Below are 25,154 nucleotides of genomic sequence, written 5' to 3'. Positions count from 1 at the left end.
GCACGGGACCGGCGTGCGATAGACTGCGACCTGTCGTGACGACGCCCGAGCAGCCCGTTGTGTCGTCTGCCACCGCGGATCGACAGGCGATCGCCACCGAGGACGTCATGGCCGACGTCAGGGCGCGCGTGCGGAACGAGGTGCGGACCCGGCTCGCGCGCAGCGGCGTCCGTGACTTCGACGACCCGGCCATCTTCCTCGCGGCCGAGCAGTTGCTGGAGCGCGCGCTCCAGCAGGGCGATCGCCAGCGCCTCCTCCTGCCCGAGCTCATGGACGACGAGGATGACTGGCGCGTGAGCCCGTCGCTGCGCCTCTCGAGCCATCGGCCGATGGCGGGTGGCGCGATCGTCTGGGTCAAGCAGCGGCTGCTGCTGCCGCTCACGCGATGGTTGTACGACTACAGCCGAGAGAACTTCGCGCGCCAGGAGCGGCTCGACTTCGTGCTCATGGCGTGCGTGCAGCAGCTGGCCATCGAGAACGCCCGCCTGGCCGCGCGTGTCGACGCGCTCGAAGGACGTGCGCCGGCCGCCAGCGAGGATGCGCCCAGCGGGCCAGTGTCGGCATGAAGATCGCCTGCGTCGTCCAGCGCTATGGCGCCGAGGTCACCGGCGGCGCGGAGGCGCACTGCCGCGCGATCGCGGAGCGCCTGGCCGAGCACCATCAGGTCACCGTCCTCACGAGCTGCGCGCGCGACTACTTCACGTGGCGGAACGTGTACCCGCCCGGCGACAGCCAGCTCGGCCCTGTGGCCGTGAAGCGATTCCCCGTCTCGCATCCGCGGCACCTGCATCGCTTCGCCGACCTGAGTCACGAGGTCTTCGGACGTCGATCGACGACGCAGCGGCAGCAGGCGTGGTTCGAGGAGAACGGCCCCACCGTGCCCGCGCTGCTCGATCACCTGCGCGTGGAGGGCACGCGGTACGACCTCGTGCTGTTCTGGTCCTATCGCTACTACCCGAGCTATTTCGGTCTTCCGCTCGTGCGCGACCGCGCCATCCTCGTGCCCACGGCCGAAGAGGACCCGACGATCTGGCTCGACGTGCTCGGCGACTACTTCACGTTGCCGGCCGGTTACGTGTTCCTCACCGAGGAAGAGCGCGACCTGGTGGCGAGCCGCGCGCACGGGCCGCTGCCGCCGTCGTGCGTGATCGGATCGGGCCTGCCTCCCGCGGAGTTGCCGCACCCCGAGCTGCGCGGCGAGCTCGAGAACATGGGCGTGAGCTTCCCGTATGCGCTGTACCTCGGGCGGGTCGAGACGAACAAGGGCTGCGACACGCTGTTCCGGCACTACATGCAGTACGTGGACCGCGGGCGGCCTGCCCTGCCCCTGATCCTCGCCGGGCCCGAGTTCATGGAGGTGCCGAGCCATCCGCAGATCCGGCCGCTCGGGTTCGTCCCTGAGCACCTGCGCGAGACGCTGCTCGGCAGCGCGCGCGCGCTCATCATGCCGTCGCCGTACGAGAGCCTGAGCCTCGTGCTCCTCGAAGCGTGGAATCACGGCGTGCCGGCGCTGGTCAACGGCGGCTGCAAGGTGCTGAAGGGCCAGACGCTGCGCGCCAACGGCGGCCTGTACTACAACCACGCCAACGAGTTCGTCGAGGGACTGACGCTGCTGGCCACCGACGAGGCACTCGCCGTCCGGCTCGGCGCGCAGGGGCGCGCGTACATCGAGACCTGGTATCGATGGCCGCGCGTGATGGCCACGCTGGAGCCGTTCCTCCGGTCGGTGGCCGACGCATGACCGAGGCGCGCGTCGCTGCGCCGGCCTCCACATCGCCCCGCACCGAAGTCGTCGCCGGCCTCACCACGTTCCTCGCCACCGCGTACCGTCGGCGACCTCGCCGAGATGGTGCCCGCGTTCCTCACGCTCACGCTGATCCCCCTCACGCTGTCGATCACGCAGGGCCTGCTCCGGGGCCTGTCGCCTACGTCGTCTGCCTGCTCGTCGCCGGCCCGAGACATGAGCTGACCGTGTGGAACTCGACGCTGGGCGCGCTGGCGGCGGGATTGCTGGCGTTGTGACAATCGCGCCCGGCAACGGCAACCGGCAACCGGACAGCACGTGAGGACGCGGGCTCGGCGTCCTGACCGGTTGCCGGTTGCCGGTTGCCGGTTGCCGACCGTGAAATACTGTCCTTCGATGCCTGCGTTCGCTCCGCAGTACGTGGATCTGGTGCTTGGCGATATCTTCGAGGACGCCAAGCGGTTGTTCCTTTCGCAATTGCGCGCGATCGATCACGCGCACCTCGTGATGCTCACCGAACAGGGCATCGTGGCACCCGACGTCGCGCGGCGCATTCGCGCGGGTCTCGATCGCATCGACGACGATGACGTGCGGCGCGTGACGTTCGACGGATCGTGCGAGGACCTGTTCTTCTATCTCGAACGCGCGCTCATCGACTGCTGCGGCCCCGACATCGCCGGCCACCTGCACACGGCGCGCAGCCGCAACGACATCGACATGACGATGTACAGGATGCGGCTGCGTGACGTGCTGCTCGACACGACGTAGGCGGTGGAGCAGCTGCGCGCGGCGCTGATCGACCTCGCCGAGCAGCACATCCACACGGTGTACGCCGCGCACACGCATACGCAGCCCGCGCAGCCGACGACAGTGGCGCACTACCTGCTCGCGGTGATCGAGCAACTCGAGCGCGATCACCAGCGCCTGCGCGCCGCGTACGACAGCGTGAACAGGAATCCGCTCGGCGCCTGCGCGATCACGGGCACGGGTTTCCCGATCGATCGCGACCGCACGAGCACGCTGCTCGGGTTCGACGGTCCGACGGGCAACACATACGGCAGCATCGCCACCGTCGACTACCTGATCGAGTCGACGAGCGCGCTGGCCGTGCTGCTCGTGGGCACCGGACGATTCGTGCAGGACCTGTTGCTGTGGTGTACCGCGGAGTTCGGGTACCTGCGGCTCTCCGACGGCTACGTGCAGTGCAGCAGCATCATGCCGCAGAAGCGCAACCCCGTGGCGCTGGAGCACGCACGCGCGCTCGGCAGCAAGGCGTTCGCGCAGGCGCAGGCCGTGGCGATGACCGTCCACAACACGCCGTTCGGCGACATCGTCGACACCGAGGACGACCTGCAGCCGCTCGTGGCGACGGCGTTCAGGGATGCGACGCGCGCGATTGCGCTCGTGGCCGGTGCGCTCTCGCAGGCGACCTTCGACGTGGAACGGATGGCGTCGCGCGCGGCCGAAGGCGGCACCACCGTGACCGAGCTCGCCGATACGCTGGCGCGCACGCACGCGCTGCCGTTCCGCGTGAGCCATGAAGTGGCCGCGCGCTTCGTTGCCGAGCGGCAGCGCACGCCGTCGGGCGCGCTGGTCGACGCGCTCGCCGCCGCGAGCGACGCGGTGCTCGGCCGCACGCTGCCGTACACGGAGGACGAGTTGCGTCACATCCTGAGCGCGAGCCATTTCGTCGACGTCCGCCGCACGTTGGGCGGACCGGCCCCGGAGCGGACAACCGAAGCGCTGCGCGCGTCGGCCGATTACCTGTCGCGCGACGCGGCGTGGACGTCGTCCATGCGCGAGCGGTTGCGTGCCGCGTCAGACACGCTTCGTGCGGCGGTGGACGCCCTGTGAGCGCGCCGGCGTCGCACGCGCGCGGGTGGCGGTCAGCCCTCCAGGTGATCGTCGTCGAGATCCTCACGCTCCTGCTGTTGTTCGCCTTCCAGCAGACGTTCGCCCCCTGACACCATGCACCCCGTCGACTGGCTCATCATCGTCTTGTACCTCGCCTGGATTGTCTGGACGGGTGTGCAGCACACGCGCGGCAGCAAGGAGATCGAGGGGTACTTCCTCGGCAACCGCAGCAATCCCTGGTGGGCGGTCGGCCTCGCCGTGATGGCGACCCAGTTGAGCGCGATCACCATGGTCGGCACGACCGGGCAGGGCTACGTCGACGGCCTGCGCTTCGTGCAGTTCTACTTCGGGCTGCCGCTCGCGATGGTCATCCTGTCGGTCACGGCCGTGCCGTTCTTCCATCGCGCCCGCGTGTACACGGCCTACGAGTATCTCGAGCGCCGTTTCGACCTGAAGACGCGGACGCTCACGAGCGCGTTGTTCCTGATCTCGCGCGGTCTCTCGTGCGGCACGATCATCTCGGCACCCGCCGTGATCCTCTCCATCATCATGGGATGGAACCTGCCCCTGACGGTGCTGCTCATCGGCATGCCTACAGCCATCTACACGATGCTCGGCGGTGTGCAGGCGGTCACGTGGACCGACGTCAAGCAGATGTACGTCATCGTCTTCGGGCTGGTCGCCGTGGCCGTCGCCCTCGTGCTCGGGTTGCCCGCCGACGTCGGTCTCGGTGACGCGCTGCGCGTTGCCGGAGCCGCCGGCCGCATGCAGGTGTTCGACTTCCGTTTCTCGTTGAGCGAGACCTACACGTTCTGGTCCGGGTTGATCGGCGGGCTGTTCCTGATGCTGTCGTACTTCGGATGCGATCAGAGCCAGGTGCAGCGCTATCTCACCGCGCGGTCGGAGCAGGAGGCCACCTCGTCGCTCTACATGAGCGCGTACTGGAAGATTCCGCTGCAGGTCCTCGTGTTGATGATTGGCGTCCTGGTGTTCGTGTTCTACCTCTTCACCCAGCCGCCGATGCTGTTCAATCCGGAGCACGAGGGTCGCGTCAGGGACAGCGCGCTCGCCGGCCGGTATGTCGATGCGGAACAGCGCTTCGCCTCGGCGTTCGAGGCGCGCCGCGAGGCGGCACGCGCGCTCGCAGTGGCAGACGACGCGCCGGCACGCTCCGCGGCACAGGCCAGATTTCTCGAGTCGGATACTGCGATGCGCGCGGTACGCAACGACGCCACCACGCTCGTGCGGGACGTGACAGGCGACCGCTCGTATCGCGACGTGAACTACGTCTTTCCCACCTTCGTCACGACGCACCTCCCTGTCGGACTCGTCGGCATCATCCTCGCCGCGATCATGGCGGCGGCGATGTCGAGCATCGCCTCGGAGCTGAACGCCCTGGCGACGACGACGGTGATCGATTTCTACAGGCGCCTGCTGCGCCCTGACGCTCCCGATGCGCACTACCTGACGGTGTCGCGCATCGCGACGGCGTTCTGGGGCGTGTTTGCCTGCGTCGTTGCGCTGTTTGCCGTCGATCTCGGTTCACTCATCGAGGTCGTCAACCGCTTCGGGTCGTTCTTCTACGGCTCGATTCTCGGTGTCTTCATGCTGGCGATGGTCACCCGGCGGGCGTCGGGAACGGGCGCCTTCGTCGGCCTCATCGGCGGGATGGCGTGCGTGGCCTCGGTCGCGTGGCTGCGCCCCGACATCTCGTATCTCTGGCACAACGTCATCGGCGCGCTCGGCGTGGTGATTGTCGGCCTGCTGGTGAGCGTCGTCGTGCCGGCGCCGGCGCAGGGGCGCCCCGCATGAGGCGGGCGCTCGCACGCGCGGCAGTCATCGGGCTCGTCGCGAGCGCCGTCGGATTCTTCACGACGACCGCGCATGGCCAGGATCCGGAGCCCACGCCCCCGCAGGAGGCGCCGCGGATCACGACGGTGCAGCGTCAGCGCCCGTGGACGGGGCTCGCCGTCGGCCTCGGTGTGGAGAAGGTGATCACGACAAACGGCGACGTGTCGAATCCGCTGCCGTTCCGGTTCCTGTTCCGCACGCCGGCGCAGAGCGGGTGGGCCATCAGCCCGATGATGGGATGGTTCGCCACGCACGTGGATGCCGACGTCTTCGGCCATCCCGGCAGTCGCCTGGGCAAGCTCTCGGTGCGGCCGATCCTCGTCGGTGTGCGTCGCACGTGGGTCGGCAGGGAGTTGAGCTACGACGCCGCCCTCGCGGCGGGCCCGTCGTTCAACGGGTTCAAGCTTGCGTCCGGCGCGAGCCCGCTCGCGGGACTCGGCAGCACGATCGTGTCCACCGACGCGAACGTGTCGTTCGCCTGGCGCGTGCAGGGTACCGCGTGGCGCGACATCACGGACAAGGTCGCACTCCGTGCATCCGTCGCCTACGCGTGGAATCGGCCCGAGATCACCTTCACGTCGGGCTCGTCGAACCGCCGCGTCACGCAGAACGCCAGCTCCATCCAGATCGCCGTCGGCGCCGCGTACCGGATCTTCTGACCCCCAACGGGCGGCCACCCTCTCCGCTGCTGCGCAGCTACGGAGGGCAGGCAAGGGCCGCCCCTACGCCTGTTCCTCCGACATGTAGGGGCACCCCTTGTGGGTGCCCGACAAGCCCCTTCGTCCCTCCGCGCCCCGTCTCACTCCGGTGCGACGATGCGCACGATGCGGCCGGCGGTGATCTCGGTGATGAACAGATCGCCCGCGCCATTCCGGCTGACGCTGGTCGGCTGCATCAGGCCCTCCGCGATGACGAGCGGCGCACGGTCGACATCGTCCACGAGCAGCAGGCGTCCCGGAGCGCCGGCCGTGAAGTTCGTGCTGTACTCCACGACGTAGAACCGCCCGCGCCCGTGCGCCACCGGGAGGACGTCCACGGCCGTCTGCAAGCCGCCGATCAGCGTGCGGACCTCACCCGTGTGGCGATCGAGACGCGCGACGCGCGCGGCGCCGGGGCCGAACGGGAATCCCGAGAGGAACGACACGAGCAACTCGTCGCCCCACGTCCTGATCGACGCAGGTACCGGATCGACGACGGGTGGACCAAGCCCGGCTACCGTGTTCGGCACGGGCGGGAACGTTGCGACGACGGCCGGCGTCCGATCGGCGAGCGAGACCGTCCACACGAGATTGCGCGCGGCATCCGTCACATGGAACCGCGCTTCGCTGCCGACCATCGCGAACGTGTTCGAGATCTGCACGTTGTCGGGCACGTCCGGCCGGGGCATCGGGACGTGGTCGACGAAGTCCACCACGCGCGACAGCCGTGCCGTGCGTCCGTCGGCATTCGAGAGATAGACGCCCTCGCCTCGCGCAATCGTCTCGTGCGCGAAGCGCGGCAAGCGGAAGCCCGTCGCGATGTCGCCGTCATCGTCGGGCAGTTCCAGCAGCAGGATCGAACTGAAGAGCGGTGACGAGGGCGACGGGTTGACGCGTTCGATCCCGCCCGCGGCGGCGATCGAGACGTCGCCGTTGCCGATCAGGATGTACAACCGCCTGTCGAAGAGCAGCACGACCGACGGGCCTGTCGGGTCGTTGGCCGGACCATGGAAGCCCGATGGCAGCTGATCGATCACGGTGAAGCGGCGCCGATCCCTGTCGACCAGCGACACGCGACCGGAGTTGACCGTCGTTCGCCCCGCTTCGGCGACGAGCAACGCCCCGCCGGGCAGCGCGAGCGTGCGCACCGGCGAGAGGAGTCCCGTGACGTGTTCCTGGATGAGCTGTGCGGATGAGACGGCCGCCGTCAGGCAGAGCAGGGACGTGATGCCGAGCAATCGTACGGTGCGCAAGATCGAACCTCCTTCGGAGCTATACTTCGCCCCGCACAGCACAGGACGACGCACGCCGCACCGTCGAACGACGGGGCGACGAAACGTCGACGATCCGAAGGCGAATCTCTCGTGGATCAGCTCCGCTTCGGCGACGTGACCATCGATGTGCGTGCGGGCGTGGTGCGCCTCGCCGGCACGCCCGTGGTCCTGCGCCCGAAGGCGTACGACGTCCTGCTGCACTTCGCCCGTCATCCGGGAACCCTGCTCTCGCAGATGGATCTGCTCGCGGCCGTGTGGCCGGACGTGAGCGTGACGCCGGACTCACTCGTGCAGTGCCTCGTCGAGATTCGGCGTGTACTCGGCGCGGCGGCACCGATCACCACCGTCAGGGGACGCGGCTACAGACTCGATGCAACGGTGATGGTCGAGTCCGCTGCCGATACCGCGACGCCCGGATCACCAGTCGACGATCCCGCCGAACGCGTCGATGGTGTCGAGCGGCGGTCGACGACGCCCCCGACGCTGCATGCCAGCGGTCTGGCGTGGCGACCGCGCGTGTGGCTCACGGCGTGCCTCGTGGTCGCGGCGATGGTGCTGTTCGCAGGCTGGGCCGTTCGTCGGCCGGACCCTGGCGCGAGTGTCGGTCGTCCGCTCGGCGTGGACTCGCTCGATGCGGAGGCGATCCGCCTTCACGAGGAAGGGCGAGTCCTGTTGCGGGAGCAGACGCGCGTGGGCGCGCTCCAGGCGGTGGAGCGGTTCGACGCGGCGGCCCGGCGCGACCCCTCGTACGCGGGCGCGTGGTCGGGTCTCGCGCACGCGCTCACGCGGCTGCACATCTATGGCAGTGCCGATTCCCAGACGGTGCTGCCGCGTGCGCGGGCTGCCGCCGTCAAGGCCATCGCGCTCGATCCGACGCTCGCGGATGCGCATTCGGCGCTTGCGCACGTGCTCGAGCAATACGACAGGGACTGGGACGGCGCCGACGCGAGCCATCGGCGTGCCATCGCGCTGGATCCACGTGACGCAAAACTCCGGCAGCTCTACGCGCTGTTCCTCGTGTCGCGCCTGCGCGTGGACGAGGCGCTTGCCGAGATGGACCGCGCGCGCGAGCTGGCGTCGACACCGGGACGCGAAGAAGCGCTGCGTGGCGTGATGCTGATGTTCGCCGGCCGGCCGACGGACGCGCTCGCCGCGCTCGACGCCGCAGGCGAGTACCTGCCGTCCAACAGCCTGGCGGAGTACTTCCGCGCGCTGGTACTGGCCGATCTCGGGCGCTTCGACGAGGCGCTCGCGGCGGCGCGGGCCGCACGCGTCGAAGCCGGAAACGAGCCCACGCTGGCCGTCGGCATCGTCCATGCGCTGGCCGGGCGCGAGGCGGACGCCCGCGAAGTCTGGCGGGCGCTCGAAGCGAAGGCCGCGACGAGTCACGTCCCGGCCACGGACTTCGCGATGCTCGCCGCGGCGCTCGGCGAAGATGACCTGGCGGTGCGCTGGCTCGAACGCGCGGCGGACCAGTACGGGCGCGGCGTCCCGTCGATCAACGTCCATCCCATCTTCCGTCGCCTCCGGGCGCACCCGGGCTATGTCGCCCTCGTGAAGCGACTGGACCTGCCCCTCCCGTAGCGCGAAAGTCGCACGGGCTCCCAACGGGCGGCCACAAGGGCCGCCCCTACGCCTGTTCCTCCATGTAGGGGCACCCCTTGTGGGTGCCCGACATTCGGCATTCGTCATTCGGCATTCCTCCCCGCCGTGCCGTCACACGCGCCGTCCCGTCTGCGTCAAACCCGCGAACGGCTGTTGCGCCGCATCGTCTTCCGGCCACAACGGCACTTCACGGAGGACGCGATGCCACTCGCTGCCAGGCTTCGATCGGGACTCGTACTCTCGACTCTGCTTCTCACGCCGGACACCGCACGCAGTGCCGGGCCCGACCTCGCGGGACACTGGATCGGCGGCTTCGAGAATCGCAACACCACCGTGGTGCTCGACGCGACGTTCACCCGCGAGCCCGCGCTCGCGGGCACCATCGATCTGCCGCAGCGCGGCGAGGCGGGCATCGCACTCACGAACGTGTCGCAGCACGGGCGCAGGTTGGCCTTCGAGATCCCGGGCCTCGATGGGAACCTGCAGTTCGACGGCCGCTTCGACAGCCCTGGCCGCGTGACGGGCAGCGTGCGCCAGGGGTACGCGCAGACGCGCTTCACGCTGCTTCGTACCGCTCCGGTGACCGACGCCGACATGGCCGGTGTGTACGGAACGTACGAATGGGCGCCAGGCAAGGTGCTGCTGGTGGCGAGGGGTCAGGAACGCCCCGTGTACGTCGACTACGAAACGGGCCGGACCGGCGCGCTCTTCGCTCTCGGGCCTGACGAGTTCGTCGCCGGCCCGTCGGTGTCGACGGGATTCCCCGTCGTGCTGCGCCTGCGCGCGTCGCGTGACGCCGCGGGTCGCGCGACGTCGCTGACGGTCGAGCGTCGTGGGCGGCGGGTCGTTGCCGGGCGACGCCACCTCTACGACGAGGTCCCCGTGCGCTATGCGAGCGGCGACGCGAGCATCGCCGGCAGCCTGCTGCTCCCTGTCACCCCGGGACCGCACCCGGCGGTGGTCATGATCCATGGCTCCGGGGCCGTCACGCGCGACACGCTGCGGCCGTTCGCCGATCACTTCGCGCGCAACGGCGTGGCGGTGCTCATCACCGACAAGCGCGGCACGGGTCTCTCGACGGGACGATGGGCGCGCGCCACCTTCGACGACCTCGCGGACGACGCGCTCGCGGGCGTGCGCTACCTGCGCACACGCCGGGAGATCCGGTCATCGGCCATCGGGGTCCACGGCATGAGCCTTGGTGGCTGGGTTGCGCCGCTCGCCGCCGTGAAGTCGCGCGACGTCGCGTTCGTGATCGTCGAGTCGGCGCCTGTGCTCACGCCGCGCGAGCACGAGCGCCTGCGCGTGGAGACGTCCATGCGCGCAGACGGACAGAAGGGCGAGGCCATCGCGCAGGCCGTGGCGTTCATGGATCAGAAGTTCGAGGTCGCGCGCACGGGTGAGGGCTGGTCGCGGCTGGAACACGCGATGGCCGTGGGCGCGCGCGCGGGCTGGCTGTCGTACGTCAACGCGCCCGGGTCGCTCGACTCGCTGCGGTGGCACTGGGACCACGTGTTCTCGTATGACCCGCTGCCCGTGCTGAAGCGTCTTCAGGTACCGATGCTGGTGTTGTATGGCGAGCTCGACAGCGTGGTGCCGCCGAAGGTGCACAAGGCGCGCATGGAACAGGCCGTGCGCGAAGCCGGCCGCCACGACGTGACGATTCGCGAGTTCGCGCGGGCCAATCATGGGTTCTTCGAGGCGATCACCGGAGGGCGCGGAGAGCAGCCGAATCTCGGGAACTTCGTGGCCGGCTACTTCGAGGTGCGCACGGACTGGGTGCTGGCGCTCTCGCAGAACGGCCTGTCGACGAGCGAATTACAGAATCCGTAGGTCGCGCGACAACTCTGATCGATCCCGGGCCGGTCGGCCGCGCCGCACGCGTGCCGACCGGCCCGTATTGCGTCGGCTGGGCTCGCTGGTACGGCTCTTGCCTTACTGGCAGTGGCGAGTTGTCCATGCGATTCACGACTACCGACCTCCGGTCCACGGCGGGCTTCACCCTCCTCGAAGTGCTCATCGTCGGGGCGATCGTCGGCGTCCTGCTGGCGATGGCGGTGCTGGTGACGCCGTTGGCCGTCAGCCTGGCACGCGCCGACTCCGGCAGTTCCGAGCTGATGGCGGCGCTGCGAACGGCCAGGGAGCGAGCCATCACGGAGCGTCGCAACATGACGATCACGTTCGTGACGCCCAACATCGTCGAAGTGCGCCGCGACGACCTGGGCGTCGACGGTCTGGGCAACATCATCGTGACGGGCACGACCCTCGTGTCGCAGACCACCGTGTCGCAGGGAATGGAGTTCCGCCGCTTCGATGCCGGTGTGCCCGACACGCCGGACGGGTTCGCCCCGATCGGTGACGCCATCGAGTTCACGGGCGGACAACCCTGGCAATTCACGTCGGAGGGCACGCTCGTCTCGCAGAGCGGCGACGTGGTCAACGGGACGGTGTTCATGGCGAGGAGGGACGACCCCCTCACGTCGCGTGCCCTCACGATCTTCGGTGCGACGGCGCTTCTGCGTGACTGGAGCTGGAATGGCGCGAACTGGGTTGACTGATATGACGTCACCATCTCGATCGCGTGCGACCGACGAGAGTGGGTTCAGCCTGCTTGAGGCCCTCGTGGCCCTCCTGCTGCTGTCGACGGCGATGCTCGGACTCGCTCAGGTCTTCGTGATGGGCATGTCCAACGTGTCGACGTCCTCGGCCAATCTGATTGCCCGGGAGAAGGCACGCGAGGCCATCGAGTCCGTGCACACGGCGCGCGACACGCGCGTCCTCGCCTGGCATGAGATCCGGAACGACGCGACCCCGCGCATGTGCCAGGGCGTTGCCCAACCGACCGGCTGGAACTCGACGACCGCCGGTGTGTTCCTGGAGGGTGAGCAGGCCGGTGGTCTGCTCACCCCCGGCGCTGACGGCCTGGTCAACACCGCCGACGACGGAGACGTCGAGGTCATCCGCCACCCAGGTCCTGACGGAGAGGCAGGAACCGCCGACGACAGGGAAGAATCACTGACGCAGTACTGGCGTCAGATCGAGATTTGCGACCTCAGCAACTCGCTGCGCCAGGTTCGCGTCAGCGTTCGCTATCGCGTCGGTGCCATCGAGCGGACGTACCGTCTCACGACATTCATCTCCAACTACTCCTGACGCCATGGCTGACTACACATCGAAGAAGAATCACGAGGCGGGCTTCTCGCTGGTCGAGCTCGTCTTCAGCATGGCGGTGATGGTCGTGGTGATGTCCGGCGTGATGTCGGTGATGATGGACGTCTCGGTCGCGAAGGACACGGTGTCGCTCACGACGACGACCAACCAGAATCTGCGCGTCGCGATGGATCTCATCATCCGCGATCTCCTGCAGACGGGGCAGGGGCTGCCCGCCGGGCGCGTGGTCGGGATTCCTTCGGGGGCCGGCGCGACGCCAGTCCGTCGGCCGGGACCGTTGGACCCGGCAAACAGCCCGAACACGATCGTCTATCAGTTCGATCCCGCGCTGGTGGCGCTCCCGGCGCTGACGTCCGGGCCGGCGCTCGGGCCCGACGTGAACCTCGCGCCGACCGACATGGTGACGGCGATCGGCGCCGACAGCGCGTTCGAGGGTGTCCAGCTCAGCGCCCTGAACGCGACGGACATGACGGTCGTGCCGACGCTGAACATCAGCGACAACCCCGATGTGGCGCGCGACAACCTGCAGGTCGGCGACTTGATCATGCTGACCAAGCAGTCGATGAGCACCTTGAAGTACGTGAGCCGGATCGTGAACAACACGGTGTATTTCGACGTGAACGATCCGATGAACCTGAACCAGACCGGGGTCGGCGTGATCGGTACGCTGGCCCACTACGTCAGCCTCGTTCCGGAGACGGCCGCCTGTGAGCTTCCACCGCCCAACCCGTGCGGGCAGATGGTGGTGCCGTCGGTGGCGACACGGATCCGCATGGTCACCTACTACATCGACCCCACTCCCATGGAGACCGGGTTCCGGTTGATGCGTCGTATCAACGCCAGGCCTCCAACGGTGGTCGCGTTCTCCATCGACAGTCTCCTGCTGACATACGACCTCATCGACGATGTCGGCAATCCGACCGACGTCGCGCTGGATACCTCGGACATCGCCGGAACCGGCGCGTGTGCGCCGCTGGCCTGTTCGTCCAACCAGATCCGCAAGGTGAACGTGCACCTCATGGGGCGCTCCTCTCAGCGGCATCCCAAGACACGACAGTTTCTCCGCAACACGCTCAACACGCAGGTCAGCCTGCGAAGCCTCGCGCTCGTGGATCGCTATTCATGAGGACCCCGTCCATGTCCAGTCGACCCCATTTTCCAAGCGCGCCAGCCGTCCTCCGGTCGAGTGAGCGCGGCATGGCGCTGCTGTCCACCATCATGGTCATGATGCTCATCTCGGCCATCATGGTCGGCTTCATCGCCGTCGTGATTGGTGACCAGCAGAGCGGCGGCCTCAACCGGGACCAGACACAGGCCTACGCCGCGGCGCATGCCGGCATCGAGAAGCTCACGTCCGACCTTGGTGACGTCTTCCTCGGCGGCAACTACAGCCCCGACGGCGCGGTACTGGCGTCGCTCGAGGCCGATCCTCCCGTGATCGACGGATTCGCGTTCACGGCGCCCGGCGGTACTGCAGGGTCGGGCTATCGCGTGCAGGCGCGGCCGACCGTCACGCGACAGGTGCCCGCCGGCCCCTTCCAGGGTCTGGTGGGCCTGTTGACGCCCTACGAGATCACCGTCACGGCCCGCTCACTCACGGGAGGGGAAGTCCGGATGCGCCGAACGATGCAGACCGTTGGCGTCCCCGTGTTCCAGTTCGGCATCTTCTCGGAGAACAACCTGTCGTTCCACGCCAACGACTATGCGTTCGGCGGCCGCGTGCACAGCAACCAGAACATCTTCATCGCGTCGGTCGCAGGCACGACGCTGACCCTGGCCGACCGTGTGACGGCGGTGGGCGAGATCGTCAGGACGCACTTCGCCAACGGGAGGTCGGCCTCCTCGTATACGGGCACCATCAGGATGGCCAAGGCCGCCGGGTGCCAGCCGCCGCCAGCCGGGATGGCGTCGTGCCGCAACCTTGCCATGAACGAGGGCAGCCTCACGGGCACGCTCGGCTCCGCGGCGAACACGAACTGGACGTCCCTCTCGCTGGGCAACAGCAACTACAACGGCTACATCAAGACCGGTAACACCGGCGCGCGCACGCTCGAACTCCCGCTCGTGAGCGATGGCGCGGAGCCCGTGGACATCATCCGCAGGCCGAACCCCCTCGCGCCGGACCCGCCGACGCTCAGGCCGCAGCGCTTCTTCAACCTGGCGTCGCTGCGCATCCTGCTATCCGACACGCCGGCACAGTTGACGTCGCTGCCCGACGTCGTCGGGACGCCCGTTTCGCTCGAGACGGCCAGTCTTCCGGTGGCGGCGGGGGGCTTCCCGCTGGCCGGATCGAACGGCAATCAGCGCCAGGGCTACCGGTCTGCCAACGGTACGGCGCTGACCGGAGGCTTCATCCTGATCAACAAGCAGGACACGGCCGGTACCTGGACCGATGTGACCAACGAGATCCTCTCGCTCGGGATCTCGGGCAGGAACCTCTGGGCTTCGTGCTCGGACGTGCACCCCAACGCGGTCATCCGCATCCAGCGCGTGAAGGAAGGCCCCGCGACAGGGACCTGCGGTAGCGCGGCGACGAGTGCGCCGCGCACGGACTTCTGGCCCAACACGCTGTACGACCCCCGCGAAGGACTCCGTCGCGACGCCGAGTCGACGTCGCAGAACGACATGTACCTCGGTGGCGTGATGCACTACGTCGAGTTCGACGTCAACAACTACCGGCGTTGGCTGCTGGGACACGTCGGGACGAGTGGGTCGGGCTCCCAGGACGAGACGGGCTACGTGGTGTACTTCTCCGACAGACGTAACAACAGCAACGCTGGGGTCGAGACGGGCGAGTACGGCTGGGAGGATTTCATCAACACCGACTCGACGAGTACGCCGAATGGCTCGCTCCAGACCGGCGAAGACATGAACGGGAACGGAACCCTCCAGACCTATGGCAACACGCCCGTCATCCCGTACACGGTGATCAATCCGCTGAGCGTCGGCGCCACGACCCCCTGGGGCGCCGGCAGCCCGATCAACAACGGCGTGAACGTATGGGGAAGCCGCGTCAACTCCGGCGTCGCGCGCGCCAATCGCGCCGTGTTCTTCCGCAGGGCCCTGAAGCTCGTCAACGGTGGGCTCAACCAGTTGCCGTCCAACGGCCCGCAGGGCCTGACGGTGGCCTCCGAGAACCCGGTCTACGTGCAGGGCAACTACAACGCCTGCGGCCTGCCGACGGCATCGTGCAACTCCAATGGCTTCAACGGCAGCAACCACAGGTCCGCTGCCATCATCGCCGACGCCGTCACGCTCCTGTCGCGCAACTGGAACGACGCCAACTCCTTCAACACGCCGCACAACCACGCCGCGCGCACGGCCGCGACCACGTGGTACCGAATGGGCGTGATCTCGGGCAAGGGCATCAACTTCCCGTTCCCGAACAACAACGGTCTCGACGCCGCCAACTACGGATCCGACGGCGGTGCGCACAACTTCATGCGGTTTGTCGAGAACTGGGGTTCCGCGATCTTCAACTATCGCGGCTCGATGATCAGTCTCTTCACGAGCCGGCAGTCCGTCGGTACGTGGAAGTGCTGCCGCAACGTGTACAGCCCTCCGGACCGCAGCGTCGCGTTCGACGAGGAGTTCCTCGTGCCGTCGATGCTGCCCCCGCGCACGCCGATGTTCCGCGACATCAACACGCTGACGTTCAGGCAGCTCCTGCGCCCGACGCAATAGTCGAAGGGGCTGACGCCTCTGGCGTGCGTCCAGGCGCCTCCGCTCACCGGCGGCTACAATCGAGATCGTGCGTCGCTGGGCGTGGATCGTCGTGGTCGGGATGCTTGCGGGCACGGCGGTGCGTGCCGGCGACGCGGCTGACGCACCCGAGTGGCCGGCGCTGTACGACGCGGCGGTCGTCGCGATCGACGGCGGCGACGCCAGGGCGGCAGTCGAGGCCGTCGAGCGGGCGACGCGCCGTGCGCCACCCAATCACCCATTCCTGCTCTACGCGCAGGTGCGTGCATACACGCTCGCGGAGCGCTACCGCGAAGCGTTCGACGCACTGGGCCTGCTCGCCGACAAGGGCGTTGCGGCAGATGTGCTCGTCTCGCCCGCGTTCGAGACGCTGCGCGATCAACAGGCGTGGCCCGCATGGCAGGCGCGGCTGCAGGCGGTCGTCGCTCCCGCCGAGCACAGCGTCGTCGCCTTCCGGCTCAACGAGCCCGATTTCTTCCCAGACGCGATGACGTACGACAGGGGATCGCGACGCTTCCTGGTCGGCAGCCTCCACAAGCGCAAGGTCGTGGTGGTCGACGAGATCAACGGTCGCATCGCGGACTACGCGACGTTTCGCGAAGCAGGATTCCTCGGCGTGCGCGGCCTCGTGGCCGACAACGTGCGTGGCGCGCTCTACGTGCTGAGCGCCGGAGAGCGCACGATGCAGGGCTACGGCGAGGATGCGGAAGGGCAGGCGTTCCTGCATCGGCTGCAGCTGTCGTCCGGCAGGCAGGTCATGCGTCTCGCGCCGCCTGCGGCCCCGGGCGGGCACCTGCTCACCGACATCGTGCAGGCGCCCGACGGCACGCTCTACCTGACCGACGGACGTACCGGCGCGTTGTATCGCTGGAAGCCCGGCACGCGCGCCATCGAACCGTTCGTGAGTCTCGGCACGCATCTCCAGCCGCGCGGACTCGCGTGGAGCGGCGATGGCCGCGCGCTCTACGTCGCGCACATCGAAGGGCTGTCGCGGGTCGACATGCGGACGCGTGAGGTCAGCCCCGTCGGTCACGCTCCGTCGCTCACGCTCGTCGGGATCGACGGGCTCGCCAGCCATCGCGGCGATCTCATCGCCGTGCAGAGCGGCCTGCCGAAGCTGGCGCGCGTCATGAGACTGCGGCTCACGGCCGACGGCCTCAACGTGCGCGCCGTGGATGTCCTCGACGCGAACCTGCCCGACCACGACATGCCGACAGCCGGCGTGATCGTCGGCGACGGCTTCTACTACGTCGCCAACAGCCAGACCCACCGCTTCACCGCCCCCGGCGTCCCCGCCGCCGTCGAGACGCTGCAGAAACCGATCGTCAGAAGAGTGAACCTCGCCGACGGGAAGTGAGGGATGGCCGGCGTGGTCAGATCGGATCTCCGGCCGGCGTGGCCAGCGGTTTCTGGGGCGTGTAGGGGGAGTACGGGCGTTGGGCGTAGCGCTCGACGTCGCGCTGCACGGCGACCTTGTGCGCCACCCACTCGGGCGTGGCCTGGCCCTCTGGGAACAGCATCATCGGCAGACCCGCCACGGCGCGCTGCGCGATGGAGCGGACGTCGGACGAGGCGTTCTCGTTCACGCCCAGATCCATCAACCGCATCACGAACACCGACTGCGCCGCACGCTGCGCGAGCGCCGTCGTACTCTCGCGGCTCATGTCGCCTCTGACCGCACGTCCGATCGCGTTGATGACGTCGCGCAGTTGCAACTGCTTCGCGTCGCGCGCGTGGAACTCGACGATCCGCGCGGCGCGCTCGGGGTTGAGCAGGCCCGCAATCGTCATGTCGGCAGCGATGGACGCCGCGGACGCCGGGTCGAACGTGAGGCCCGTGCGTCGCGGGAAGAGCTCCGTGTTGAACCCGCCGAATGCATCGGTGCGTGGCTGGAGCAGCGCGAGGATGCGATCGGGTACGACGAGCACATCTGGCGTGAGCGTCGTGAGCAGCGCATCGAGTGCCGCACGCTGCACGTCCGGCGGCACGATGCGCGTCGACTCTGGCACTGGCGCGCCACCCTTGCGGACGGCATACGAGTAATACTGTCCGCCCACTGACTTCACCGTGGCCTGCACCTGGTACCGGTGATGGAAGTACAGCGGCAGGAACTGTTGTTCGAGGAAGCTGAGCGACCGGCCCTCCGGGATGTGCGTCACGTCGAAACCGCGCATCGCAATCGCGCGCACCGCGATCTCGTGCTTCAGGCTCTCCACGGGATCGGTGCCGTTGTCCCACAGGCTCGCGAGCGGATGCGCCGCACCGGGGGGTCGCGCATCGGTATCGGAGATGTACAGCATGCCCCTGCTCGTGGCTTCGTCGACGAGCGCTGCGAGAGCGGCCGCGTCATTCGTCCCGGGTGCGAACTGGCCGTACGCGTACTTCACGGCGAAGACGTCGAACGGACCCACGCCGACGCCGTACGCATCGGACATGTCGATCTTTCCGTCGACGATGCGGGCCATCGGCGATGGGTAATCCATCACTGACGCACGCCCGTACGTGCTGGCCGCGAAGTTGTGCGAGAAGCCGAGCGTGTGGCCCACTTCGTGCGCGGACAACTGCCTGATGCGCGCGAGCGCCATGGCCGTCACGTCTGTTGCGGGATCGAGCGCCGCCAGATACTCCGCGTCGGGCGCGTCGCCGGCCATGCAGCGCAGCGGGTCATCGTCGGTGGCCAGGCTCGTGAGGGCCGTCCCGATCATGATGTCCTGCCGCACGCGCAGCGACCCGAGGCTGACGTTGCCCTTCAGGATCTGGCCCGTGCGCGGATCGGTCACCGCGGCGCCGTACGACCAGCCGCGCGTCGACCTGTGGACCCAGTGAATCATGTTGTAGCGGAGGTCCATCGGATCGGCGTCGGCGGGCAGGACGCGTACCTGGAATCCGTTCCTGAAGCCGGCAGCCTCGAACGCCGCGGCCCACCACTGCGCGCCTTCGACGAGTGCGCTCCGGATCGGCTCCGGCGTGCCGTTGTCCACGTAATAGACGATCGGCGCGACCACGTCGCTGACAGCGGCTGACGGATTCGTCTTCTGCAGGTGATGGCGCAGGACCCAGTGCTTCTCGATCGGATCCGTGATCGGTGACGCGTAATCGTGGAACGTCATGTCGATGCCGCCCGTACGCGGATCGGCCGCGCGCGGCCGGTACGTGTGCGTGGCGAGATCGGGCAGTTCGACGAACGAGTGATGCTGCCGCACTGTGAGCGACGTTGCCGTCGGAGCAACCTGCCGCACCAGCGGACCCGGCGCGCCGTCGGTGACGAGCGTGACGATGGCCTCGACCTCCGAGTTCTTCGGGAAGGCCTTCGTGCGAGGCAGATGGAAGGCCGTGCGACTCGCGTCCACACGGTACGCGCCCTGGTTCGCTCCGCGCAGGCGATCGATCACGCCATGCGCGTCGCGCAGCACGAAGTCCGTTGCGTCGACGAGCACGCGGTCGCCGTCAGCGGCCTCGACCTTGAAGCCCCACAGCACCGATCGCGCGAACGAGTCGGCCACTGCCTGTCGTTCGGCGGGATCCGCGCTCAGCGCGCGGAATCGCTGGTTGGCCTGCGTGAGCAGCACCTTCGGCCCGACGCGCTGGAAGGTCACGACGGCGGTATCCCCGAGCTGTCCGCGATCGAGCCCGATGGGATTCGATCCGATGCCGGCCGGCAGCGAGACCTGGTACAACAACTCGCGATCGAACCTGGCGATCTCGAGATACAGGCGTCCTGTGGCTTCGTCCCAATAGAGCGGTACGAAGCCGTCCATCTTCGTCCACCCGCGCGTGCGGTCGGCGATCGACGGTGTCGTCGTGGAGGGGGCGGTGCCCTGCGCCGCGACGGGGGACGACGACGCGGCGAGTGCGACGAACGACAGCGACGCGAGCAGCACGCGCGCCAGGCAACGGGACGTCATGTTGGCCTCCGAAAGGCGGGAATTGTAACATCCGCCTCCATGGACCGCCGGCAGTTCCTCCAGCATTCCGTCATCGGTGGCGCGGCACTCGCCGGCGGCGGATCGGCACACGCGCAGTCGTCGATCGCGCAGCCGCCCGATCGCATCTCGAGCGTCGCGCTGACGGTCGGCGACGATGTGGTCGAACGCAGCGTGGAAGACCTGCGCCGCGCGCAGGAGACGGGTGCCGTGACGGCACGCGCCATCACGCAGGCGTATCTCCGGCGCATCGACGCGATCGATCGACAGGGGCCCGGTCTCAACAGCGTGATCGAAGTGAACCCCGACGTCCTCGACATCGCCGACCGTCTGGATCAGGAGCGGCGCGCCGGTCGCGTGCGCGGACCGCTGCACGGCATCCCCGTGCTGCTCAAGGACAACATCGACACCGCAGACGCGATGAAGACGACGGCCGGGTCGCTGGCGCTGGTGGATGCCAAGCCGCTGGCCGACGCGGGGCTCGTGACGCGATTGCGCGACGCGGGCGCGCTGCTGCTCGGCAAGACCAACCTGAGCGAGTGGGCCAACTTCCGATCGAGCAAGTCGACGAGCGGCTGGAGTGGTCGTGGCGGCCTGACGCGCAATCCCTACGCGCTCGATCGCAACGCGTGCGGATCGAGTTCGGGATCCGGCGCGGCGGCCGCCGCGAGCCTGTGTGCCGTGGCGGTGGGGACCGAGACGGACGGCTCGATCATCTGTCCATCAGGACGCAACGGTCTCGTGGGCCTCAAACCGACGGTCGGCCTCGTGAGCCGCAGCGGCATCATCCCGATCTCGGCGACGCAGGACACCGCGGGCCCGATGACGCGCACCGTCTCCGACGCGGCGGCATTGCTCCAGGTCCTTGCGGGGCCAGATCCCCGCGACCCCGCGACAAAGGGGCAGCGCGTGGCATCCGACTACACGGCGTTCCTCCGGATGGACGCGCTGCGCGGCAAGCGCATCGGCGTGATGCGCGAGTTCTTCGGATCCGACGCACGCGTGGGCGCGGCGATGGAAGAGGTCATCAAGGTGCTGGAAGACGGCGGCGCGACGATCGTGGACAAGACCGAGCTGTCGACACGCGGCAAGTTCGGCGCTGCCGAGTTCCAGTTGATGCTCTACGAGTTCAAGGCGGGCGTCGACGCATACCTGGCGTCGCTCGGGCCCGGCGCGCCGATGAAGACGCTTGCCGACGTCATCGCGTTCAACGAAGCGCACGCGGCGGAGGAGATGCCGTACTTCCGTCAGGAGACGCTCATCGCCGCGCAGGCGAAAGGGCCGCTCACCGAGAAGGCCTACCTGACGGCGAAGGCAACGGCCGCGCGTCTTTCACGCACCGAGGGCCTCGATCGCGTGTTCGCCGCGTCGCGTCTCGATGCCGTGATGGCGCCGAGCGGCGGCCCGGCGTGGTTGATCGACCTGGTGAACGGCGACGCGGGCACCGGTGGGAGTTCCGGGCCCGCTGCCGTGTCCGGCTATCCGAACATCACCGTTCCGTGCGGCCACATCCGCGGCCTGCCCATCGGCGTGTCGTTCATGGGGCCTGCCTGGTCCGAAGGCACGCTGCTCGGGATCGCCTACGCGTACGAACAGCGCGCCAAGGCCCGTCGTCCGCCCCAGTACCTCACAAGCGCTCTGGTGTGAACGGCTGCGCCCTGCCTACTTGAGTTCGATTTCGAGTTTCTCGACGTCGTTGATCTTGATCCCCTTCATGCCCTTGAGGGCCGTCCGGAGCTGATCGATCGACGGCGAATCGCCGAGTGCTTCTAGCTTCTCCATGCCCTGCGGGTCGGCGAAGAGTTCGCCGAAGGCGACATCGAACAGCGTCACGCGCTTACCCTGGACGTGCGTGGCGTTGGTGCGCACGAGCGTGCCGACGGGCTCGACGGAGATCGCCACGCGCATGTCCTTGAACATGGGGGCGAACATGGCCATCATCTCCTTCGGCATCTCCTGCTTGCCCTCGGCCTTTGCCTCTCCTGACTTCTTCGCGTCGGCCTTCCCCATCTGATCGAGCAGGTCGAGCGTGATGAGGGCGGTGTCGCCGCGACGCGTGAGGACCATGGGCAGACGTTCGCCCTTGCCCGAGCCGCTGCTCCCGCCAACCTTCTCCATGTCTGGCAGCGATGTCGTCATCCTGAGCGCGTTGAAGTCCTTGAACGCGTAGATGGCCTTGACGCCGGACATCTCGCCGGATGTTGCGGGTTCGCTCGACACGAACGTCACGCCCTCGCCGAGCTTGGCCGCTTCGGCGGCGAGTTTCTCCTTCGAGAACATCGTGGCGGGATCGACCTTCTTGGCCGCGTCCTTGTCGTCGCCGCCCATCATCGACATCATTCCCATGGCCGACGCGTTGACCAGCATCGTCTGCTCGATGGTGCCCGTGCCGTCGGCCTTGACCTTGATCACCGAGTCCACCGAGATGCAGGCGACGGTCCACGTCGCGACAAGGGCCAGTACTGCCAGCTTCAACGTGCGCATACGCGTTCTCCCGGGCGCTCAGGCCCTGATTGTCGAGGGGCGGCGGTTGGCCGGATCCCGAGTGGTAAGCTGCCGGAGGCCGTGTTCTCGACCCGCTTGCCCGCCTCGCTCGTGCCGACGCCACTGGCAGCCGCCATGGCGGGACGGCGCGCGCGCCCCGATCCGATTCTGGACCTGACCGTCTCCAATCCTACGACGGTTGGGGTGGCATATCCGGAAACGCTGACCGCCCCGTGGTCGAACGCCGCCGGCCTGCGATACGAGCCAGACCCGCGCGGCCTGCGGTTCGGCCGCCAAGCCGTCACCGGATGGTATGCGGCCATGGGCGAGCCCGGGTCGCCCGATGACCTGATCCTCACGGCAAGTACCAGCGAAGCGTACTCGCACCTGTTCAAGCTGCTCTGCAATCCTGGCGACAGCGTACTCGTTCCCTGTCCGAGTTACCCGTTGTTCGAGCACCTCGCGCAACTCGACGCCGTGACCGTCGAGCGCTACACGTGCCGCGATGCGGGCCGGTGGGTGCTCGACGAGGTCGATCTCGCCGCGCGCATCATGCCACGGACGCGCGCCCTCATCGTCGTGGCGCCGAACAATCCGACGGGCAGCGTCCCCACACCAGACGAGTGGGACGTGCTCACGGACACATGCCGCCGGCACGGCCTGGCGCTCATCGTCGATGAGGTGTTTGCCGACTATCCGCTCGGCGGTCGCGACCGTTTCGTGACGCCCATATCATCGGACGTCCTGACGTTCAGGTTGAATGGCCTCTCGAAGCTCGTGGGCCTGCCGCAGGCCAAGCTCGGGTGGATCCGCGTGAGCGGTGGCGACACACGACGACGCGCGGCGCTCGACGCGCTGGAGGTCATCGCCGACACGTACCTGTCGGTCTCGACGCCCGTCCAGCTCGCCGTGCCGGCGCTGCTGGAGCAGGGTGCCCTCGTGCGGCAACAGATCCAGGCGCGCCTGGCCGGGAACCTCGCGCTCATCACTGCCAGGCTCGCAGGTTCGGCCTTCGACGTGCGCGTGCCCGACGGCGGCTGGAGCGTCGTGCTGCGTGTGCCCGAGGTGGCCGACGCGGCCACGCTCGTGCTCGCGCTGCTCGAACGTGGCGTGCTCGTGCACCCCGGCTACTTCTACGACCTGCCGCACGACGGGTATCTGGTGGTGAGCCTTCTCACGCCCGCCGCCGACCTGCGGCAGGGCCTCGACGTCCTCTGCACGCTGCCGCTGCTCCAGTTCACCTGATGGTATCTACTTACGCATCACTCGGCCGTCGCGCCGGCCTCCTGCTTCCCCTGTTCGCGGCTCGCTCGACACGGAGCTGGGGTATCGGCGACATCGCCGACCTCGCCCGTCTCGCGCCATGGCTGCGCGCCGCCGGTCTCAGGCTGCTGCAGGTTCTTCCCGTCAACGACATGGCGACGGGGCAGACCTCGCCGTATTCGGCGCTGAGCGCCATGGCCATCGAGCCGCTCTACATCGCCGTGGACGATGTGCCCGACGTGCAGGCGCTCGGGGCGTCGGCGTTTCCTGCCGGCGCCTTCGAGCGCCGCGCGGATCTCAACGCGTCGCCGGTGGTGCCGTACGTCGAGACGACAGCGATCAAGGATGTCGTGCTGCGTCGCGCGTTCGAGCGCTTCAGGCTCACCGAGTGGGCGATCGACACGCCGCGCGCGAAGGCGCTCCAGGCGTTCATCACGGACCAGCACTGGTGGCTCGATGATTACGCGTTGTTCCGCGTGCTGCACGATCACCACGACGCTCGTCCGTGGTGGGAGTGGCCAGAGGCGCTTGCCACGCGCGATGCCGGCGCGATGACTACCGCGCGTCTGGTGCACGCCGATGCGCTGCTCGACGTGTGCTGGACGCAGTGGATTGCGCAGGAGCAGTGGATGGCCGCGCGCCGCGCGCTCGACGGCATCGCGCTCGTGGGCGATCTGCCGTTCATGGTGAGCGCCGACAGTGCTGACGTGTGGGCCAACCAGGCGCTGTTCTCGCGCGACGCGACGGTGGGGACGCCGCCCGACGCGTTCTCCGAGACGGGTCAGGACTGGGGCTTGCCGGTTTACCGCTGGGACGCGATGCGTGCCGACGGGTTCGCGTGGCTGCATGCGCGCGGCAGGCGTATGGCCGACATGTTCGACGGCTTCCGCATCGATCATCTCGTCGGCTTCTATCGCACGTACAACCGTCCGCTCGACGGCGAGGCACCGCACTTCATGCCGGAGTCCGAGGACGACCAACTCCGGCTCGGTGAGGACGTCATCGCCGCGTTCGGGAGCGCGGGTGCGGCGCTCATCGCGGAAGACCTCGGCACGATCCCGGACTTCGTCCGCGAGTCGGTGGCTCGGCTCCAGCTACCCGGCTACAAGGTGCTGCGCTGGGAGCGCGACTGGCATGCCGAGGGCCACCCGTTCCACGACCCCGCGCACTACGTCGCCTCGTCGCTCGCGACGTCCGGGACGCACGACACGGACATGATGGCCGACTGGTGGGACGACGCGTCGATCGACGAACGCGCGGCGCTGCTCGCGATCCCTGGTCTCGAGGACAAGGCCATCGCACCCGATCGGCCCTATGACGATGTGGTGAGGGAGGCGCTGCTGGAGGTGCTGCTGCAGTCCTCGTCGGAGCTCGTCGTGTTCCCGCTCCAGGACGTCTTCGGCTGGCGCGATCGTATCAACGTGCCCGCGACCGTCGGCCCCGAGAACTGGAGTTGGGCCTGCCCGATCCCGGTCGACACCCTGATGACGGACCCCACGGCGCGTGCCCGAGCGGAGACGCTGCGCGCCATGGTCGACGCGTCGGAGCGATAGACCGGCAACGGGCAACCGGCAACGGTCAACCG

At 68.2% G+C, this 25,154-nt stretch carries 19 protein-coding genes; 16 read left to right on the top strand and 3 right to left on the bottom strand.

Annotation, left to right across the window (positions count from 1 at the left end; translation table 11 throughout):
• The first annotated feature begins 35 nt into the window (after positions 1-35).
• The 6 genes from IT182_06295 (at position 36) to IT182_06270 (ending at position 6,108) form a co-directional block, all read left to right on the top strand.
• Positions 36-566, top strand: a complete 531-nt coding sequence (locus IT182_06295; protein MCC6162942.1) for a hypothetical protein — start codon at positions 36-38, stop codon at positions 564-566.
• The gene (locus tag IT182_06290; protein MCC6162941.1) at positions 563-1,741 is read left to right on the top strand and encodes a glycosyltransferase family 4 protein; all 1,179 of its coding nucleotides are present in this window, start codon (positions 563-565) and stop codon (positions 1,739-1,741) included. Before IT182_06295 ends, IT182_06290 begins: the two co-directional genes overlap by 4 nt.
• Before the next feature lie 399 nt (positions 1,742-2,140).
• Positions 2,141-2,512 carry a hypothetical protein gene (locus IT182_06285; GenBank protein ID MCC6162940.1) on the top strand — a complete coding sequence of 124 codons (372 nt, stop codon included), beginning with the start codon at positions 2,141-2,143 and terminating at the stop codon, positions 2,510-2,512.
• 3 nt (positions 2,513-2,515) lie between these two features.
• A complete protein-coding gene (locus IT182_06280; protein MCC6162939.1) occupies positions 2,516-3,598 on the top strand; it encodes an argininosuccinate lyase in 1,083 nt (360 codons plus the stop codon).
• Positions 3,599-3,712: 114 nt separating this feature from the next.
• A complete protein-coding gene (locus IT182_06275; protein MCC6162938.1) occupies positions 3,713-5,410 on the top strand; it encodes a sodium:solute symporter in 1,698 nt (565 codons plus the stop codon).
• Positions 5,407-6,108 carry a hypothetical protein gene (locus IT182_06270; protein MCC6162937.1) on the top strand — a complete coding sequence of 234 codons (702 nt, stop codon included), beginning with the start codon at positions 5,407-5,409 and terminating at the stop codon, positions 6,106-6,108. The genes IT182_06275 and IT182_06270 overlap by 4 nt, the downstream gene beginning before the upstream one ends.
• A 140-nt stretch (positions 6,109-6,248) precedes the next feature.
• Here the strand turns inward: IT182_06270 and IT182_06265 are convergent, their stop codons facing one another.
• Positions 6,249-7,400 carry a ScyD/ScyE family protein gene (locus IT182_06265; protein ID MCC6162936.1) on the bottom strand — a complete coding sequence of 384 codons (1,152 nt, stop codon included), beginning with the start codon at positions 7,398-7,400 and terminating at the stop codon, positions 6,249-6,251.
• A gap of 111 nt (positions 7,401-7,511) precedes the next feature.
• Here IT182_06265 and IT182_06260 point away from each other — a divergent pair, with 111 nt between their 5' ends.
• The 7 genes from IT182_06260 (at position 7,512) to IT182_06230 (ending at position 17,256) form a co-directional block, all read left to right on the top strand.
• The gene (locus IT182_06260) at positions 7,512-9,005 is read left to right on the top strand and encodes a winged helix-turn-helix domain-containing protein (GenBank protein MCC6162935.1); all 1,494 of its coding nucleotides are present in this window, start codon (positions 7,512-7,514) and stop codon (positions 9,003-9,005) included.
• 222 nt (positions 9,006-9,227) lie between these two features.
• Positions 9,228-10,859, top strand: coding sequence for an alpha/beta fold hydrolase (locus IT182_06255; protein ID MCC6162934.1), 1,632 nt, complete (start codon positions 9,228-9,230; stop codon positions 10,857-10,859).
• 125 nt (positions 10,860-10,984) lie between these two features.
• Entirely contained in the window at positions 10,985-11,584 is a 600-nt protein-coding gene (locus IT182_06250) for a prepilin-type N-terminal cleavage/methylation domain-containing protein (protein MCC6162933.1), read from the top strand.
• A 1-nt stretch (position 11,585) separates the two neighbouring features.
• Complete coding sequence (locus tag IT182_06245) at positions 11,586-12,179, top strand: prepilin-type N-terminal cleavage/methylation domain-containing protein (GenBank protein ID MCC6162932.1); 594 nt, start codon at positions 11,586-11,588, stop codon at positions 12,177-12,179.
• Positions 12,180-12,183: 4 nt separating this feature from the next.
• Entirely contained in the window at positions 12,184-13,323 is a 1,140-nt protein-coding gene (locus tag IT182_06240; GenBank protein ID MCC6162931.1) for a prepilin-type N-terminal cleavage/methylation domain-containing protein, read from the top strand.
• Between the two features lie 11 nt (positions 13,324-13,334).
• A complete protein-coding gene (locus IT182_06235; protein MCC6162930.1) occupies positions 13,335-15,881 on the top strand; it encodes a hypothetical protein in 2,547 nt (848 codons plus the stop codon).
• 67 nt (positions 15,882-15,948) lie between these two features.
• Positions 15,949-17,256 carry a hypothetical protein gene (locus tag IT182_06230; protein ID MCC6162929.1) on the top strand — a complete coding sequence of 436 codons (1,308 nt, stop codon included), beginning with the start codon at positions 15,949-15,951 and terminating at the stop codon, positions 17,254-17,256.
• Positions 17,257-17,272: 16 nt separating this feature from the next.
• Here the strand turns inward: IT182_06230 and IT182_06225 are convergent, their stop codons facing one another.
• A complete protein-coding gene (locus tag IT182_06225) occupies positions 17,273-19,804 on the bottom strand; it encodes a zinc-dependent metalloprotease (protein ID MCC6162928.1) in 2,532 nt (843 codons plus the stop codon).
• A gap of 39 nt (positions 19,805-19,843) precedes the next feature.
• On the opposite strand from IT182_06225, the gene IT182_06220 reads away from it, so the two are divergent.
• Positions 19,844-21,469: an amidase gene (locus IT182_06220; protein ID MCC6162927.1), complete on the top strand. Its 1,626-nt coding sequence runs from the start codon at positions 19,844-19,846 to the stop codon at positions 21,467-21,469.
• A gap of 15 nt (positions 21,470-21,484) precedes the next feature.
• Here IT182_06220 and IT182_06215 read toward each other — a convergent pair whose 3' ends face one another.
• Positions 21,485-22,306: a hypothetical protein gene (locus tag IT182_06215; protein MCC6162926.1), complete on the bottom strand. Its 822-nt coding sequence runs from the start codon at positions 22,304-22,306 to the stop codon at positions 21,485-21,487.
• Between the two features lie 81 nt (positions 22,307-22,387).
• On the opposite strand from IT182_06215, the gene IT182_06210 reads away from it, so the two are divergent.
• On the top strand, positions 22,388-23,551 hold the full coding sequence (locus IT182_06210) for a pyridoxal phosphate-dependent aminotransferase (protein ID MCC6162925.1): 1,164 nt from the start codon (positions 22,388-22,390) through the stop codon (positions 23,549-23,551).
• Positions 23,551-25,122 carry a 4-alpha-glucanotransferase gene (gene malQ, locus IT182_06205; protein ID MCC6162924.1) on the top strand — a complete coding sequence of 524 codons (1,572 nt, stop codon included), beginning with the start codon at positions 23,551-23,553 and terminating at the stop codon, positions 25,120-25,122. Before IT182_06210 ends, malQ begins: the two co-directional genes overlap by 1 nt.
• Positions 25,123-25,154: the final 32 nt, after the last annotated feature.

The organism is Acidobacteriota bacterium (assembly GCA_020845575.1).
Taxonomy (GTDB): domain Bacteria; phylum Acidobacteriota; class Vicinamibacteria; order Vicinamibacterales; family Vicinamibacteraceae; genus Luteitalea.
The sequence above is the reverse complement of the archived record's forward strand: the minus strand, read 5'-3'. Positions and strand labels throughout refer to the sequence as shown.

Excerpts from the sequence above, each read along its gene's own strand:
- IT182_06250 (MCC6162933.1), top strand. The coding sequence starts at position 10,985 with ATGCGATTCACGACTACCGACCTCCGGTCCACGGCGGGCTTCACCCTC.
- IT182_06240 (MCC6162931.1), top strand. The coding sequence starts at position 12,184 with ATGGCTGACTACACATCGAAGAAGAATCACGAGGCGGGCTTCTCGCTG.
- IT182_06290 (MCC6162941.1), top strand. The coding sequence starts at position 563 with ATGAAGATCGCCTGCGTCGTCCAGCGCTATGGCGCCGAGGTCACCGGC.
- IT182_06285 (MCC6162940.1), top strand. The coding sequence starts at position 2,141 with ATGCCTGCGTTCGCTCCGCAGTACGTGGATCTGGTGCTTGGCGATATC.
- malQ (MCC6162924.1), top strand. The coding sequence starts at position 23,551 with ATGGTATCTACTTACGCATCACTCGGCCGTCGCGCCGGCCTCCTGCTT.
- IT182_06225 (MCC6162928.1), bottom strand. The coding sequence starts at position 19,804 with ATGACGTCCCGTTGCCTGGCGCGCGTGCTGCTCGCGTCGCTGTCGTTC.
- IT182_06235 (MCC6162930.1), top strand. The coding sequence starts at position 13,335 with ATGTCCAGTCGACCCCATTTTCCAAGCGCGCCAGCCGTCCTCCGGTCG.
- IT182_06255 (MCC6162934.1), top strand. The coding sequence starts at position 9,228 with ATGCCACTCGCTGCCAGGCTTCGATCGGGACTCGTACTCTCGACTCTG.
- IT182_06245 (MCC6162932.1), top strand. The coding sequence starts at position 11,586 with ATGACGTCACCATCTCGATCGCGTGCGACCGACGAGAGTGGGTTCAGC.
- IT182_06275 (MCC6162938.1), top strand. The coding sequence starts at position 3,713 with ATGCACCCCGTCGACTGGCTCATCATCGTCTTGTACCTCGCCTGGATT.
- IT182_06220 (MCC6162927.1), top strand. The coding sequence starts at position 19,844 with ATGGACCGCCGGCAGTTCCTCCAGCATTCCGTCATCGGTGGCGCGGCA.
- IT182_06270 (MCC6162937.1), top strand. The coding sequence starts at position 5,407 with ATGAGGCGGGCGCTCGCACGCGCGGCAGTCATCGGGCTCGTCGCGAGC.
- IT182_06215 (MCC6162926.1), bottom strand. The coding sequence starts at position 22,306 with ATGCGCACGTTGAAGCTGGCAGTACTGGCCCTTGTCGCGACGTGGACC.